Source organism: Streptomyces sp. NPDC001848 (genome assembly GCF_042891915.1).
GTDB lineage: Bacteria > Actinomycetota > Actinomycetes > Streptomycetales > Streptomycetaceae > Streptomyces.
The window spans coordinates 150,881-164,330 of the sequence record NZ_JBIATP010000012.1 but is presented as its reverse complement, the minus strand read 5'-3'; the positions used below and the strand labels follow the sequence as shown (position 1 = coordinate 164,330).

Sequence of the window (13,450 nt, the reverse complement as noted above, 5' to 3'; positions counted from 1 at the left end):
AAGGATCCGGCACCATGCGGCTCGTAGGACAAGATGACAAAAAGTGCGCAAAATGCGCAGCTGGGCGTGCGCCGCGCTTGACGGGTCCTGGATCGACGGTCGCGGCTCGCGCGGTTCTCGCTGTCCTGGTCGCCACCGCCCTCGCCGTCGGGTGCACCGGCAGCGAAGAGGTGCGCGGCGCGCACGGCCCGCAGGAGCCCCGCAAGCCGCCGGCAGCGCGCGCCCTCGACGAGTACGCCACCAAGTTGAGCGCCGCGTACGCCCGGCGCGTGGCTGCCGCAAAGCACTGGGGGCTGGAGAAGGTGCCACTGGTCGCGCCTCCGCCGCCGGAGAAGAAGCCGGTGATCACCTTCCGCAAGGGGTTCGAGGTGCAGGACGGCGACGAGCTGCCGCCGATCTTCACGACCATCCCCACCAAGGACAGGGTCGTCTTCCTCACCATCGACGACGGCGACGAGAAGGACCCGGCGTTCCTGCGGATGATGAGCGACCTGAAGATCCCCTACACGGCGTTCCTCAGCGACTACCTGATCAAGGACGACTACGGGTACTTCCGGAAGATGCGCGACCGGGGCGTCACGCTCAACAACCACACGCTGCACCACCCCTACCTGCCGGGGCTGTCGTACGAGGAGCAGCGGCAGGAGATCTGCGGCATGCAGGACGTGATGGAGGAACAGTTCGGCAGGCGCCCCACGGTCTTCCGGCCCCCGTTCGGCAACTACAACCGGGACACCCTGCGCGCCGCGAAGTCCTGCGGCATCAGGTACGCGCCGATCTGGGACGAGGAGGTCTACGTCGACCACTGGGAGTACCGCGAGTGGGACCGCAGCCTGCACCCCGGGGACATCGTGCTGACGCACTTCCGCGGCCGGTCGGACTGGAACGGCACGATGCCCGACGTGATCCGCAGGTTCCTGAAGAAGGTGACCGACGAGGGGTACGCGGTGGCACGCCTGGAGGACTACCTGTGAGGGCACGGCGGCTGCGCGCACTGCTGGCGGCGATCCTGGTCACCGCGGTCCTGGCCGGAGCGGCCGGCTGCGCCCAGTCGGTCGACCCCATCGAGCGGCTGGGCAGGAAGGCGGCGCAGCGGGTACGCAGGTCGCACGGGCCGCACGACGGGGCCTATCGCCACTGGGGGCTCACGGACCCGCTCGCGCCCGCGCCCCGGCCGGCCCGCCCCCTGCCGCGGCACGTGGACCCGGAGGACGAGGGGCTGCCGGAGGTCCTCGACCGCGTCCCCACCCACGACAGGGTCGTCTTCCTCACCTACGACGAGGGCGCCGAGCGGGACCCCCGGTTCGTCGACATGGTCCGTGACCTGCGGCTGCCCATCAGTGTGTTCCTCACGGACAGCGCCGTCGGACCCGGGTACACGCGCATCGCCCGACTGCGGGCGGCAGGGGCGACCATCCAGGACCACACCCCGGACCACGCCGGACTGCGCGGCCGGCCCTACGCGGAGCAGCGGGCCCAGATCTGCGCCGGGCGGGACCGTCTGCGCTCCCGCCTGGGCCGACGGCCGCCGCTGCTGCGCCCGCCCTACGGCCGCTACGACCGGACGACCCTCCGCGCCGCGGCGGACTGCGGGATCAAGGCCCTGATCCTGTGGCGCCCGACGCACCCCTACGGAAGGTCCACCCCCTTCCACCCGGGTGACATCCTCCGCCCCCACGAACCGGGCCGCCCCCTGACCTCCCTGACCACGGAAACGACCCGCGTCCTGCGCCGCCTGCAGTCGAGGGGCTTCACGGTGGCCCGCTTGGAGGACTACCTCTGACCGGGGGCACCGGGAGGCGAAACCAGACTGTCCGGGGGTCCCCCTGCTCGAAGAGCCTGGGGGAGTTTGAGGACGAGGCCGTCAGGCCGACAAGGGGTCTGGGGGCGCAGCCCCCCGGGGCGGTCACCCCCACCCCGGGTGAACACCAACCGGAGGGCAACCGAACTCCACGGCGCGCGCCGCCCGCATTGGCACTCCGCTTGACCGAGTGCTAATCGCGGTCATAGTCTCGGCTCTGGCACTCGCCATCGGAGAGTGCCAACAAAGCGACGGGCAGGTCCGGCACCCGCGACGACGGATCGACCTGGTCGCCACCTCAGACAGTTAACCCCGTGAGATCTCCGAAGGGGGAGGTCGGATCGTGACGACCGCCAGCTCCAAGGTTGCCATCAAGCCGCTCGAGGACCGCATCGTGGTCCAGCCGCTGGACGCCGAGCAGACCACGGCCTCTGGCCTGGTCATTCCGGACACCGCCAAGGAGAAGCCCCAGGAGGGCGTCGTCCTGGCCGTGGGCCCGGGCCGCTTCGAGGACGGCAACCGCCTTCCGCTCGACGTCAAGGTCGGCGACGTCGTGCTCTACAGCAAGTACGGCGGCACCGAGGTGAAGTACAACAACGAGGAGTACCTCGTTCTCTCGGCCCGCGACGTGCTCGCGATCATCGAGAAGTAAGTCACCTCAGCATTCCTGCTGTGAGCTGCGCCCCTGGCCCCCGCGACCGATAAGAGAAGCCGGGCGCCCGGGGCGCGGTTTCGTTAACCAAGATTTCCGAGAGGGCTCCCGCTGCCATGGCGAAGATCCTGAAGTTCGACGAGGACGCCCGTCGCGCCCTCGAGCGCGGCGTCAACAAGCTGGCCGACACGGTCAAGGTGACGATCGGTCCCAAGGGCCGCAACGTCGTCATCGACAAGAAGTTCGGCGCCCCCACCATCACCAACGACGGCGTCACCATCGCCCGTGAGGTGGAGATCGAGGACCCGTACGAGAACCTCGGCGCCCAGCTGGTCAAGGAGGTGGCGACCAAGACCAACGACATCGCGGGTGACGGCACCACCACCGCCACCGTGCTCGCCCAGGCGCTGGTGCGCGAGGGCCTGAGGAACGTCGCCGCGGGTGCCTCCCCGGCCGCCCTGAAGAAGGGCATCGACGCCGCCGTCAAGGCCGTCTCCGACGACCTGCTGGCCACCGCCCGCCCGATCGACGAGAAGTCCGACATCGCCGCCGTCGCCGCCCTGTCCGCCCAGGACCAGCAGGTCGGCGAGCTGATCGCCGAGGCGATGGACAAGGTCGGCAAGGACGGTGTCATCACCGTCGAGGAGTCCAACACCTTCGGTCTGGAGCTGGACTTCACCGAGGGCATGGCCTTCGACAAGGGCTACCTGTCCCCGTACTTCGTGACGGACCAGGAGCGCATGGAGGCCGTCCTCGACGACCCGTACATCCTCATCAACCAGGGCAAGATCTCCGCCATCGCGGACCTGCTGCCGCTGCTGGAGAAGGTCATCCAGGCCGGCTCCTCCAAGCCGCTGCTGATCATCGCCGAGGACGTCGAGGGCGAGGCCCTGTCCACCCTGGTCGTCAACAAGATCCGCGGCACCTTCAACGCGGTCGCCGTCAAGGCCCCCGGCTTCGGTGACCGCCGCAAGGCGATGCTGCAGGACATGGCGGTCCTCACCGGCGCCACGGTCGTCTCCGAGGAGGTCGGCCTCAAGCTCGACCAGGTCGGCCTGGACGTGCTGGGCTCCGCCCGCCGCGTCACCGTCACCAAGGACGACACCACGATCGTCGACGGCGCCGGCAAGTCCGAGGACGTCGCGGGCCGCGTCGCCCAGATCAAGGCGGAGATCGAGACCACGGACTCCGACTGGGACCGCGAGAAGCTCCAGGAGCGCCTCGCGAAGCTGGCCGGCGGTGTGTGCGTGATCAAGGTCGGCGCCGCGACCGAGGTGGAGCTGAAGGAGAAGAAGCACCGCCTGGAGGACGCCATCTCCGCGACCCGCGCCGCGGTCGAGGAGGGCATCGTCTCCGGCGGTGGCTCCGCCCTCGTCCACGCCTCCAAGGTGCTGGCCGACGGCCTCGGCAAGGAGGGCGACGAGGCCACCGGTGTCGCCATCGTGCGCCGCGCGGTCGTCGAGCCGCTGCGCTGGATCGCCGAGAACGCGGGCCTGGAGGGCTACGTCATCGCCTCCAAGGTCGCCGAGCTGGAGAAGGGCAACGGCTACAACGCCGCCACCGGCGAGTACGGCGACCTGATCAAGGCCGGCGTCATCGACCCGGTCAAGGTCACCCGCTCCGCCCTGGAGAACGCCGCCTCCATCGCCTCCCTGCTTCTGACGACCGAGACCCTGGTCGTCGAGAAGAAGGAAGAGGAGGAGCCCGCCGCGGCCGGCCACGGCCACGGTCACGCCCACTGACGCACGTCGCACGTCGCGGAAGGCCCGGCGCCCCGAGGGGTGCCGGGCCTTCCCGCTGCCCCGGCGGGCTACCGCTCCAGCTCGTCCAGCGCGCCCAGCTGCTCCATCAGCCCCAGCTGGTCGTGCTGCCACCAGGTCTCGGCGATCTTCGCGTCCTCCCCGAAGCGGAAGAGGGTCATCCCGGTCATGGTGACCTTCCGTCCGGTGGACGGGATCCCCAGGAACTCGCCCTTGTGCGTCGCGTTCCAGGTCCACCGCGCGCACACCCGGTCGCCCTGCTCGATCAGGTCATCGATGGTGAAGGTGAAGTCGAAGGCGTCCCGCCACATCCGGTACTCGCGCCGGATGGCGTCCAGGCCGATGGTGTCCTGCGGGTTGACGGGGTCGTGGCTGTGGCAGCTCTCCGCGATCAGATCGTTGAGCGGAGGCAGTTCGCCCGCCGTCGCCAGGGTGTCGAACAGTCGTCGTACCGCATCCGTGTACAACTGCTCGTCCCGCACCACCTCCAGATCGACGAAGGTGGGCATCTCGTCGCACAGGGCGACCATCTCGCGGAAGACCTGGTCGGTCTCCGGGAGGTTGGAGTTCCGCATCGCCTCCTCGTAGGAGGGGAACTCCACGATCTCGATGAAGTGCGAGGTGTCGGACCGGTCCCTGCCGATCACGTCGTGGGTCGCCGTCCGCCTGCCCCTGGTCTTCTCGACCCATCTGTCCATGATCCGGTTCATCTCGTCGAACCGGCTGGTCCTGCAGTCGATGAGCTGCACGAATGTCATGACGCCGCCTCCGGCCCCCCTGGGTCCTCCGGCAGATACGCCCCATTTTCCCACCCGAGGGGCGGCGTCACCCGTGCTACTGCGGCCCGTACCTGCGACCCGTCCGCGAGCTGATCCCTCCCAGCAGCGCGCGCGGCGTCACCTTCACCACGCCCATCAGCACCTTGTACCGCGGGTCCGGGATCGACAGCGTCTTGCCGCGGGCCAGGTCGGCGAGCGCGGCGGCGACCAGCTTGTCCGCGTCCAGCCACATCCAGTTCGGGATGTTGTCCGTGCCCATCCCGGCCCGCTGGTGGAACTCGGTGCGCACGAAGCCCGGGCACAGTGCCATCAGGCGTACGCCCGACCCGGCCAGGTCCTTCGCCGCGCCCTGCGTGAACTGCACGACCCACGCCTTCGACGCCCCGTACGTACCGCGCGGCACGAACGCCGCCACCGAGGCCACGTTGACGATCCCGCCCCGGCCGCGCTTTCGCATCGCCTCCGCCGCCGCGCTCGTCAGCCGCAGCACGGCCTCGCAGTGCACCTTGAGCATCCGCAGCTCGTCGGCCATCGACACGTCGAGGTAACGGCCCTTGTTGCCGAAGCCCGCGTTGTTCACGAGCAGGTCGACCGGGTTCCTCAGGTCGGACAGGCGCGTGGCCACCGCCTCGATGCCCTCGTCGGTGGCCAGGTCGGCCGTCAGCACCTCCGCCTCGATGCCGTGCCGGTCGTGCAGCTCGGTCGCCTGCTCCCGCAGCCGCTTGGTGTCGCGTGCCACCAGGACGAGGTCATGGCCGTCGGCGGCCAGCCGCCGTGCGAACGCGGCGCCGATGCCCGCGGTCGATCCCGTAATCAGAGCCGTTGTCATGGGCCAACGATAGTGACCCGGAGTCGGCGAGTCCGCCTGGTGGACCGGGTATTTCACCGGCTCCGCCGCCAACGGTCATATGCGCCCGGCTAGTTACGGGTCGCGTACTTGGTCGCGTACTCCCGTGCCGCCGTCGCGCTCTCCGGGTGCAGTGCGTCACCCGCCGCCAACAGACGCGGCAGCAGGTGCCGTTCCGTGGTCATCGCCCGGAACTGCAGGGCGACGGTGACGTCGTGGTCGGGCCGGTGCACGACCGAGACGGGGTCGCCGACCCGAATCTCACCCGGCTCGATCACGCGCAGATAGGCGCCCGGCGCCCCCTTCTGCGTGAACCGCTTCACCCAGCCGCGCTCGCCCAGGTGCTCCTGGAAGGTACGGCACGGAATCCGCCCGCAGGTCACCTCCAGCACCAGCTCCGCCCCGATCCGCCAGCGCTCGCCGATCCGGGCGCCGGACACGTCGAGTCCCAACGTGGTCAGGTTCTCGCCGAACGAGCCGTTCGGCAGCGACCGGCCCAGCTCGCGCTCCCAGTCGTCGAGGTCCTCGCGGGCGAACGCGTACACCGCCTGGTCGTCACCGCCGTGGTGCCGCAGGTCGCACACCGCGTCCCCGGCCAGCCCGCTCGCGCCGGTCCCCTTCGGGCCGGGCGCGGTCACCCGCACGGGCCCGTCCACCGGCCGCTTGTCGATGCCTGTCAGACCCTCCGGCTGGTCGGTGTACTCGACGGCCACGGGCCGGCCCACGTTGAGAGACAGAAGCTTCATGCCGGTACGGTACGGGACCTCGGTCAAAGCGGCGATGCATTATTCGCCTTGATGTCCAAGGTTCGCTTATGCTCGCAGCGTGATCGAGGCTCGACATCTCCGGGTGCTCCGCGCCGTGGCCGCCACCGGCTCCTTCTCGGCGGCGGGGCGCGAGCTGGGCTGCACCCAGCCCGCCGTCAGCCAGCAGATGAAGGCCCTGGAGGCGTCCGTCGGCACGCCGCTGCTGGTCCGCAGCGGCCGCGAGATGCGCCTGACGCAGGCGGGCGAGGCGCTGGTGCGGCACGCGGCGGGCATCCTGGCCGGGCTGACCGCCGCCGAGGAGGAGGTCGCCGCCATCGCGGGGCTGAGGGCAGGCCGCGTCCGGCTCGTCTCCTTCCCGAGCGGCAGCTCCACGCTGGTCCCCACCGCGCTGGCCGCGCTGCGCGCCGCGCACCCGGGCACGCGCGTCTCCCTGGAGGAGGCCGAGCCGCCGCAGTCGGTGGAGAAGCTGCGCGCCGGTGACTGCGACATCGCGCTCGCCTTCCGCTACGAGGGCGCGGAGGCGGGCGTCGAGGAGTGGGACGACCTGGTCGTACGCCACCTGCTCACCGACCGGCTCGTCGGGCTCGTCCCCGAAGCGCACCGGCTGGCGCGTGCGGAGTCGGTGGCCATCGACGAACTCGCGGGGGAACCGTGGATCGCGGGCTGCCCTCGCTGTCGGGGACAGCTCGTGCAGGTGTGTGAGAGTGCCGGCTTCACGCCACGCATCGACTTCGCGACGGACGACTACCCGGCGGTGGTCGGCCTGGTCGGCGCCGGACTCGGCGTGGCCGTCCTGCCCCAGCTCGCAGTGGAGTCCGTACGTCCGAGGGGAGTGCGCCCGGTCGCGCTGGAACCGGCGGTACGGCGGGAGATCGTCGCCCTCACGCTGCCGGACCTGGCCCAGGTGCCGGCGGTGGCGGCGACGCTGGGGGAGCTGGCGCGGGCGGCCGTGCGGTAGGGGTCCGTGGCGGCGGGTTCTCGCGGGGCGGCAGCGGTTCTCGCAGTGCGGTAGGGGTCCGTGGCGGCGGGTTCTCGCGGGGCGGCAGCGGTTCTCGCAGTGCCGTAGGGGTCCATGGCGGCGGGTTCTCGCGGGGCGGCGCGTTCGCGCCGGCCGGCAGCGGTTCTCGCAGTGCGGTGATGGTGCGCTCGGGGTGTGGAAGAACCCCCGGTATTTCCCCCTGAACGGCCCGATCCCGTGCGATGGCCCCCTCGCGGGCGGTGCCTGCCCCCTGAAACAGCCCCTCAACAGCCCCCTCGGGCGGTGTAACGCCCCAAAGCCGGGCACATGCGTGTGCCCGGGACGGAAGAAACGTTCCTTCAGTTGTTCGAGGCGGCGTGGCCGTGGCCCCCACCGGTCGTCGAGGCCGGTACGAGCCGGTTCCGCGCCCGCCCCATGAGCTCCTCGCGCTCGTCCTCGGTCAGCCCTCCCCAGACCCCGTACGGCTCGCGCACCGCCAGGGCGTGGGCCGCGCACTCGGCGCGGACGGGGCACCTCATGCAGACCTCTTTGGCCGAGTTCTCGCGAGCGCTCCGGGCCGCCCCCCGTTCACCCTCCGGATGGAAGAAGAGCGAGCTGTCGACCCCACGGCAGGCCGCATGGAGCTGCCAGTCCCACAGATCCGCGTTCGGACCGGGAAGGCGGGAGAAATCTGCCATTGCGTGTCCCCTTGTTGCCGTTCTGGGCGGATATGTGTTCTCGACCGTGCAACGACGATCTTATGAGATGAAAATATGACTCATTGCGAATCTAGCGCCAGACACCAGCTAACGGGAAGAAAAGCGGCTAAATGGGGCATAGGTTGTGATGAAAGTTGGGGGTTACGCTGCGCGTGTCTGCACCGTGTCCGTGCCCTCACGTACAGTGCCGAAGATGGCTTGCTGCACCGTAACTCTTTCGAGTGACCATCGTTGAGAGTGCGGAGGCGGTTGAAAAAACAAGCGCTCGGGCAGGCGTCCGAGGGCGTCGACCGCACAGGTGACGATTCGTACCAGCCTGGAGGCTCAAGGTGACGCGCATCAGCTGCGGAGGGCGGTCATGACATCCGTCCTCGTCTGCGACGACTCCCCGCTTGCCCGAGAGGCGCTCCGCCGCGCGGTGGCGACCGTGCCCGGTGTCGAGCGCGTGACGACGGCGGCCAACGGCGAGGAAGTCCTCCGCCGCTGGGGGGCCGACCGCTCGGACCTGATTCTGATGGACGTACGCATGCCCGGTCTGGGCGGCGTCGAGACCGTGCGGCGGCTGCTGTCCGCCGACCCCGGTGCGCGCATCATCATGCTCACCGTCGCGGAGGACCTCGACGGGGTGGCGCTCGCGGTCGCCGCCGGCGCGCGCGGCTATCTGCACAAGGACGCCTCGCGCGCGGAGCTGCGCGCGACCGTCACGCAGGCCCTCGCCGACCCGACCTGGCGGCTCGCGCCCAGGCGGCTGCGCTCGGCCGAGATGGGTGCCGCGCCCACGCTCACCGCGCGCGAGATCCAGGTGCTCGAGGGCATGAGCCACGGCCGTTCCAACGCGGAGATCGGCCGGGAGCTGTTCCTCTCCGAGGACACCGTGAAGACACACGCCCGGCGTCTGTTCAAGAAGCTCGGCGCGTCCGACCGCGCACACGCGGTGGCGCTCGGCTTCCGGTGGGGCCTGGTCCGCTAAGTGGATCATCGCGGGGGTGCGCAGATCCCCGCCTGCCGCAGGGCGGGCGGGGCACGGCGACCTCAGGGAAGCTCCTCCCTCGAGCCGCCTGGTGAAGGGGCCCGTCGGGTGCCCGCTGCTCGTTTCGCCGCGGATGCCGCATCCTTGAGGGTGTGGAGTTCCTCGGGGACGAGTCGATCGAGCGGGAGGGGAGGGCGCAGGAGATGAGTTCCGGCGCACCTGCTCATAACGCTTCGGTGCACAACTACGGACGCGGTGCCACGGACCGGACGGCGTCGAGGCACCATGGACCGATGCGCGACGACGAGACAACGCTGATCGGTGCACTCGTCCATCGCGCCGTCGACGGCGACGAGCAGGCGACCCACGACCTGCTCGCCCGCGTCCACCCCCTGGCGCTGCGCTACTGCCGTACACGACTGTCCCGGCTGCCCGGCGACGCCCGGCACTTCGTCGAGGACCTGGCCCAGGAGGTCTGCGTCGCGGTCCTCCTCGCCCTGCCGCGCTACAAGGACACCGGGCGCCCGTTCGAGGCGTTCGTCTTCGCGATCGCCGCGCACAAGGTCGCGGACCTGCAGCGAGCGGCGATGCGCCACCCCGGCTCGACGGCGGTCCCCTCGGACGAGATGCCCGAACGCCCGGACGACTCCCTGGGCCCCGAGGAGCGCGCCCTGCTCAGCAGCGACGCCGAGTGGGCCAAGAAACTCCTCGCCAACCTCCCCGAGAACCAGCGCGAGCTGCTGCTGCTCCGCATCGCGGTGGGCTTGACGGCCGAGGAGACGGGTCAGATGTTGGGAATGTCACCGGGAGCGGTGAGGGTGGCGCAGCACCGGGCGCTGAGCAGGTTGCGGGCGCTCGCCGAGCAGTAGCACGTTCTTCTCCGCCGTGACGGGGTGGACTCGACCAGCCACGACGGCGCAGTTCGGGGCTGTCGAGCCCGGCCCGGCCTGTGGGTACAGCGCCCCAGGGCTCCCGTATGTACAGGCTGAACACGGACTCCGTATGAACATACGAAGCCGGGGGCCGCCCCGGACCGTGGAATGAGAGTCCCATGCTTCCCGTTAGCATGGACATCCGCACCGTTCAAGGCCATTTGGGGAAGGTGTCATGACTGCCAACGTCGACGGAGTGCCCGAGAAATTCGCGACACTCGGGCTGACCTACGACGACGTGCTGCTGCTGCCGGGCGCATCCGAGGTGCTCCCCAACGCGGTCGACACCTCGTCCCGCATCTCCCGCAACGTCCGGGTCAACATCCCGCTGCTGTCGGCGGCGATGGACAAGGTGACCGAGTCCCGCATGGCGATCGCGATGGCCCGGCTCGGCGGCGTCGGCGTGCTGCACCGCAACCTCTCGATCGAGGACCAGGTCAACCAGGTGGACCTGGTCAAGCGGTCCGAGTCCGGCATGGTCACCGACCCCATCACGGTGCACCCGGAGGCGACCCTCGCCGAGGCGGACGCCCTGTGCGCGAAGTTCCGCATCAGCGGTGTCCCCGTCACCGACCCGGCCGGCAAGCTGCTCGGCATCGTCACCAACCGGGACATGGCCTTCGAGTCCGACCGCAGCCGTCAGGTGCGCGAGGTCATGACGCCGATGCCGCTGGTGACCGGCAAGGTCGGCATCTCCGGCGTCGAGGCCATGGAGCTGCTGCGCAAGCACAAGATCGAGAAGCTTCCGCTGGTGGACGACGCCGGCGTCCTCAAGGGCCTGATCACCGTCAAGGACTTCGTCAAGGCCGAGAAGTACCCCAACGCCGCCAAGGACGCCGAGGGCCGCCTGCTCGTCGGCGCCGCCGTGGGCGCCAGCCCCGAGGCCCTGGAGCGCGCCCAGGCGCTCGCCGAGGCCGGGGTGGACTTCCTGGTCGTCGACACCTCGCACGGCCACAACAGCAACGCCCTGAGCTGGATGTCCAAGATCAAGTCCAGCGTGTCCGTCGACGTGATCGGCGGCAACGTCGCCACCCGCGACGGCGCGCAGGCGCTGATCGACGCCGGTGTCGACGGCATCAAGGTGGGCGTGGGCCCGGGCTCCATCTGTACGACCCGTGTGGTCGCCGGCATCGGCGTCCCGCAGGTCACCGCCATCTACGAGGCCTCCCTCGCCGCCCGCCCGGCCGGCATCCCGCTGATCGGCGACGGCGGCCTGCAGTACTCCGGAGACATCGGCAAGGCGCTCGCCGCCGGCGCCGACACGGTGATGCTGGGCAGCCTCCTCGCGGGCTGCGAGGAGTCGCCCGGCGAGCTGCTCTTCATCAACGGCAAGCAGTTCAAGTCCTACCGCGGCATGGGCTCGCTCGGTGCGATGCAGTCCCGCGGCCAGGGCAAGTCGTACTCGAAGGACCGCTACTTCCAGGCGGACGTCGCCTCCGACGACAAGCTCGTGCCCGAGGGCGTCGAGGGCCAGGTGCCCTACCGCGGCCCGCTCGCCAACGTGCTGCACCAGCTCGTCGGCGGTCTGCGCCAGACCATGGGCTACGTCGGCGCCGCCACCATCGAGGAGATGGAGTCCAAGGGCCGCTTCGTCCGCATCACCTCCGCGGGCCTGAAGGAGAGCCACCCGCACGACATCCAGATGACGGTCGAGGCGCCGAACTACAGCAGCAAGTGACGCCCACGCGCGCGTGAGGCTCGATCGAGGGCGGCCCCGGAACCTCCGGGGCCGCCCTTGCCGTACCCGTCGGCGATACTGGAAGACGCTGCAACGCATCAGGGAAAGGCCACAGACGTGACTGAGATCGAGATCGGGCGCGGCAAGCGCGGCCGCCGGGCGTACGCCTTCGACGACATCGCCGTCGTCCCCAGCCGCCGTACGCGGGACCCGAAGGAGGTCTCGATCGCCTGGCAGATCGACGCCTACCGCTTCGAGCTGCCGTTCCTGGCCGCCCCCATGGACTCCGTCGTCTCCCCGGCCACCGCGATCCGCATCGGCGAGCTCGGCGGCCTCGGTGTGCTGAACCTCGAGGGCCTGTGGACGCGGTACGAGGACCCGCAGCCGCTGCTCGACGAGATCGCCGAACTGCCGGCCGAGACCGCGACCCGCCGCCTGCAGGAGATCTACGCGGCCCCGATCAAGGAGGAGCTGATCGGCGCGCGCATCAAGGAGGTGCGCGACTCGGGCGTGGTCACCGCTGCCGCGCTCTCCCCGCAGCGCACGGCGCAGTTCTCCAAGGCGGTGGTGGACGCGGGCGTGGACATCTTCGTCATCCGCGGCACGACGGTGTCGGCGGAGCACGTCTCCGGCGCGCACGAGCCGCTGAACCTGAAGCAGTTCATCTACGAGCTCGACGTCCCGGTGATCGTCGGCGGCTGCGCCACGTACACGGCGGCCCTGCACCTGATGCGCACCGGCGCGGCCGGCGTCCTGGTCGGCTTCGGCGGCGGCGCCGCGCACACCACGCGCAACGTGCTCGGCATCCAGGTCCCCATGGCGACGGCGGTCGCGGACGTGGCGGCGGCCCGCCGGGACTACATGGACGAGTCCGGCGGCCGGTACGTGCACGTGATCGCGGACGGCGGCGTCGGCTGGTCCGGCGACCTCCCGAAGGCCATCGCCTGCGGCGCCGACGCGGTGATGATGGGCTCCCCGCTGGCGCGTGCCACGGACGCCCCGGGCAAGGGCCACCACTGGGGCATGGAGGCCGTCAACGAGGAACTGCCGCGCGGCAAGAAGGTCGACCTCGGCACGGTCGGCACGATCGAGGAGGTCCTCACGGGCCCGTCGCACACGCCGGACGGCTCGATGAACTTCTTCGGGGCGCTGCGGCGGGCGATGGCGACCACCGGGTACAGCGAGCTGAAGGAGTTCCAGCGGGTCGAGGTGACGGTGGCGGACTCGCAGCACCGGCGGTAGGCGTACGGCGCGTCGAGGGCCCGGTGCATCCGTGGGGGTGCACCGGGCCCTTTCGTGCGCGCTGGGCGTTTTCCTTTGGATGGTGAGCGGCCGCCTATGAGACCTAGGGGTGGACACTTTGTGAACCATCTTGGAGCCTGCCGCAGTACCCGCTGCGGCGGGCTCCGCCTTCCGTACGGTACCGATCCGTCCGTCGACCGGCACGGCACCGGAAGAGCGGCCGCCCCTGCGAGGACCAGGGGCGGACACCTGTCACCGGATGGAGCTGCCGCCAGGCCTCGGCGGAGGACTCCGCTTCGTACGCCACCGACGCCGGACTGTCCCGCACCACCAGCGCCAGAGGCT

13 protein-coding genes are annotated in these 13,450 nt (G+C 70.3%); 9 read left to right on the top strand and 4 right to left on the bottom strand.

From position 1 onward, the window contains the following. Positions 1–14 precede the first annotated feature (14 nt). The 4 genes from ACFYZJ_RS25030 to groL all read left to right on the top strand — a co-directional run bounded on the left by ACFYZJ_RS25030 (position 15) and on the right by groL (position 4,195). Positions 15–974 (top strand): polysaccharide deacetylase family protein, encoded by a 960-nt coding sequence (locus tag ACFYZJ_RS25030; protein WP_388571472.1) that lies wholly within the window; start codon positions 15–17, stop codon positions 972–974. Next, the gene (locus ACFYZJ_RS25025; RefSeq protein ID WP_388571470.1) at positions 971–1,783 is read left to right on the top strand and encodes a polysaccharide deacetylase family protein; all 813 of its coding nucleotides are present in this window, start codon (positions 971–973) and stop codon (positions 1,781–1,783) included. Before ACFYZJ_RS25030 ends, ACFYZJ_RS25025 begins: the two co-directional genes overlap by 4 nt. Positions 1,784–2,144: 361 nt before the next feature. After that, entirely contained in the window at positions 2,145–2,453 is a 309-nt protein-coding gene (groES, locus tag ACFYZJ_RS25020; RefSeq protein ID WP_009190181.1) for a co-chaperone GroES, read from the top strand. Positions 2,454–2,569: 116 nt separating this feature from the next. Beyond that, positions 2,570–4,195, top strand: coding sequence for a chaperonin GroEL (gene groL, locus ACFYZJ_RS25015; protein WP_388571467.1), 1,626 nt, complete (start codon positions 2,570–2,572; stop codon positions 4,193–4,195). Between the two features lie 68 nt (positions 4,196–4,263). Here groL and ACFYZJ_RS25010 read toward each other — a convergent pair whose 3' ends face one another. From ACFYZJ_RS25010 to ACFYZJ_RS25000, 3 genes are all read right to left on the bottom strand, one after another. Further along, positions 4,264–4,971, bottom strand: a complete 708-nt coding sequence (locus ACFYZJ_RS25010; RefSeq protein WP_388571465.1) for an ester cyclase — start codon at positions 4,969–4,971, stop codon at positions 4,264–4,266. 76 nt (positions 4,972–5,047) lie between these two features. After that, positions 5,048–5,821: an SDR family NAD(P)-dependent oxidoreductase gene (locus tag ACFYZJ_RS25005; protein ID WP_388571463.1), complete on the bottom strand. Its 774-nt coding sequence runs from the start codon at positions 5,819–5,821 to the stop codon at positions 5,048–5,050. A gap of 89 nt (positions 5,822–5,910) precedes the next feature. Next, positions 5,911–6,585, bottom strand: a complete 675-nt coding sequence (locus tag ACFYZJ_RS25000; RefSeq protein WP_388571461.1) for an MOSC domain-containing protein — start codon at positions 6,583–6,585, stop codon at positions 5,911–5,913. A gap of 79 nt (positions 6,586–6,664) precedes the next feature. Here ACFYZJ_RS25000 and ACFYZJ_RS24995 point away from each other — a divergent pair, with 79 nt between their 5' ends. After that, positions 6,665–7,564, top strand: coding sequence for a LysR family transcriptional regulator (locus ACFYZJ_RS24995; protein ID WP_388571459.1), 900 nt, complete (start codon positions 6,665–6,667; stop codon positions 7,562–7,564). 359 nt (positions 7,565–7,923) lie between these two features. Here ACFYZJ_RS24995 and ACFYZJ_RS24990 read toward each other — a convergent pair whose 3' ends face one another. Beyond that, the gene (locus ACFYZJ_RS24990; RefSeq protein WP_388571457.1) at positions 7,924–8,262 is read right to left on the bottom strand and encodes a WhiB family transcriptional regulator; all 339 of its coding nucleotides are present in this window, start codon (positions 8,260–8,262) and stop codon (positions 7,924–7,926) included. Positions 8,263–8,641: 379 nt separating this feature from the next. On the opposite strand from ACFYZJ_RS24990, the gene ACFYZJ_RS24985 reads away from it, so the two are divergent. The 4 genes from ACFYZJ_RS24985 to ACFYZJ_RS24970 all read left to right on the top strand — a co-directional run bounded on the left by ACFYZJ_RS24985 (position 8,642) and on the right by ACFYZJ_RS24970 (position 13,105). Beyond that, positions 8,642–9,253, top strand: a complete 612-nt coding sequence (locus tag ACFYZJ_RS24985) for a response regulator transcription factor (protein ID WP_003948568.1) — start codon at positions 8,642–8,644, stop codon at positions 9,251–9,253. Between the two features lie 293 nt (positions 9,254–9,546). After that, positions 9,547–10,122 carry a sigma-70 family RNA polymerase sigma factor gene (locus tag ACFYZJ_RS24980; RefSeq protein ID WP_055493219.1) on the top strand — a complete coding sequence of 192 codons (576 nt, stop codon included), beginning with the start codon at positions 9,547–9,549 and terminating at the stop codon, positions 10,120–10,122. A gap of 238 nt (positions 10,123–10,360) precedes the next feature. After that, positions 10,361–11,863 (top strand): IMP dehydrogenase, encoded by a 1,503-nt coding sequence (guaB, locus tag ACFYZJ_RS24975; RefSeq protein ID WP_388571455.1) that lies wholly within the window; start codon positions 10,361–10,363, stop codon positions 11,861–11,863. Positions 11,864–11,980: 117 nt separating this feature from the next. Next, on the top strand, positions 11,981–13,105 hold the full coding sequence (locus tag ACFYZJ_RS24970) for a GuaB3 family IMP dehydrogenase-related protein (RefSeq protein ID WP_388571453.1): 1,125 nt from the start codon (positions 11,981–11,983) through the stop codon (positions 13,103–13,105). Positions 13,106–13,450: the final 345 nt, after the last annotated feature.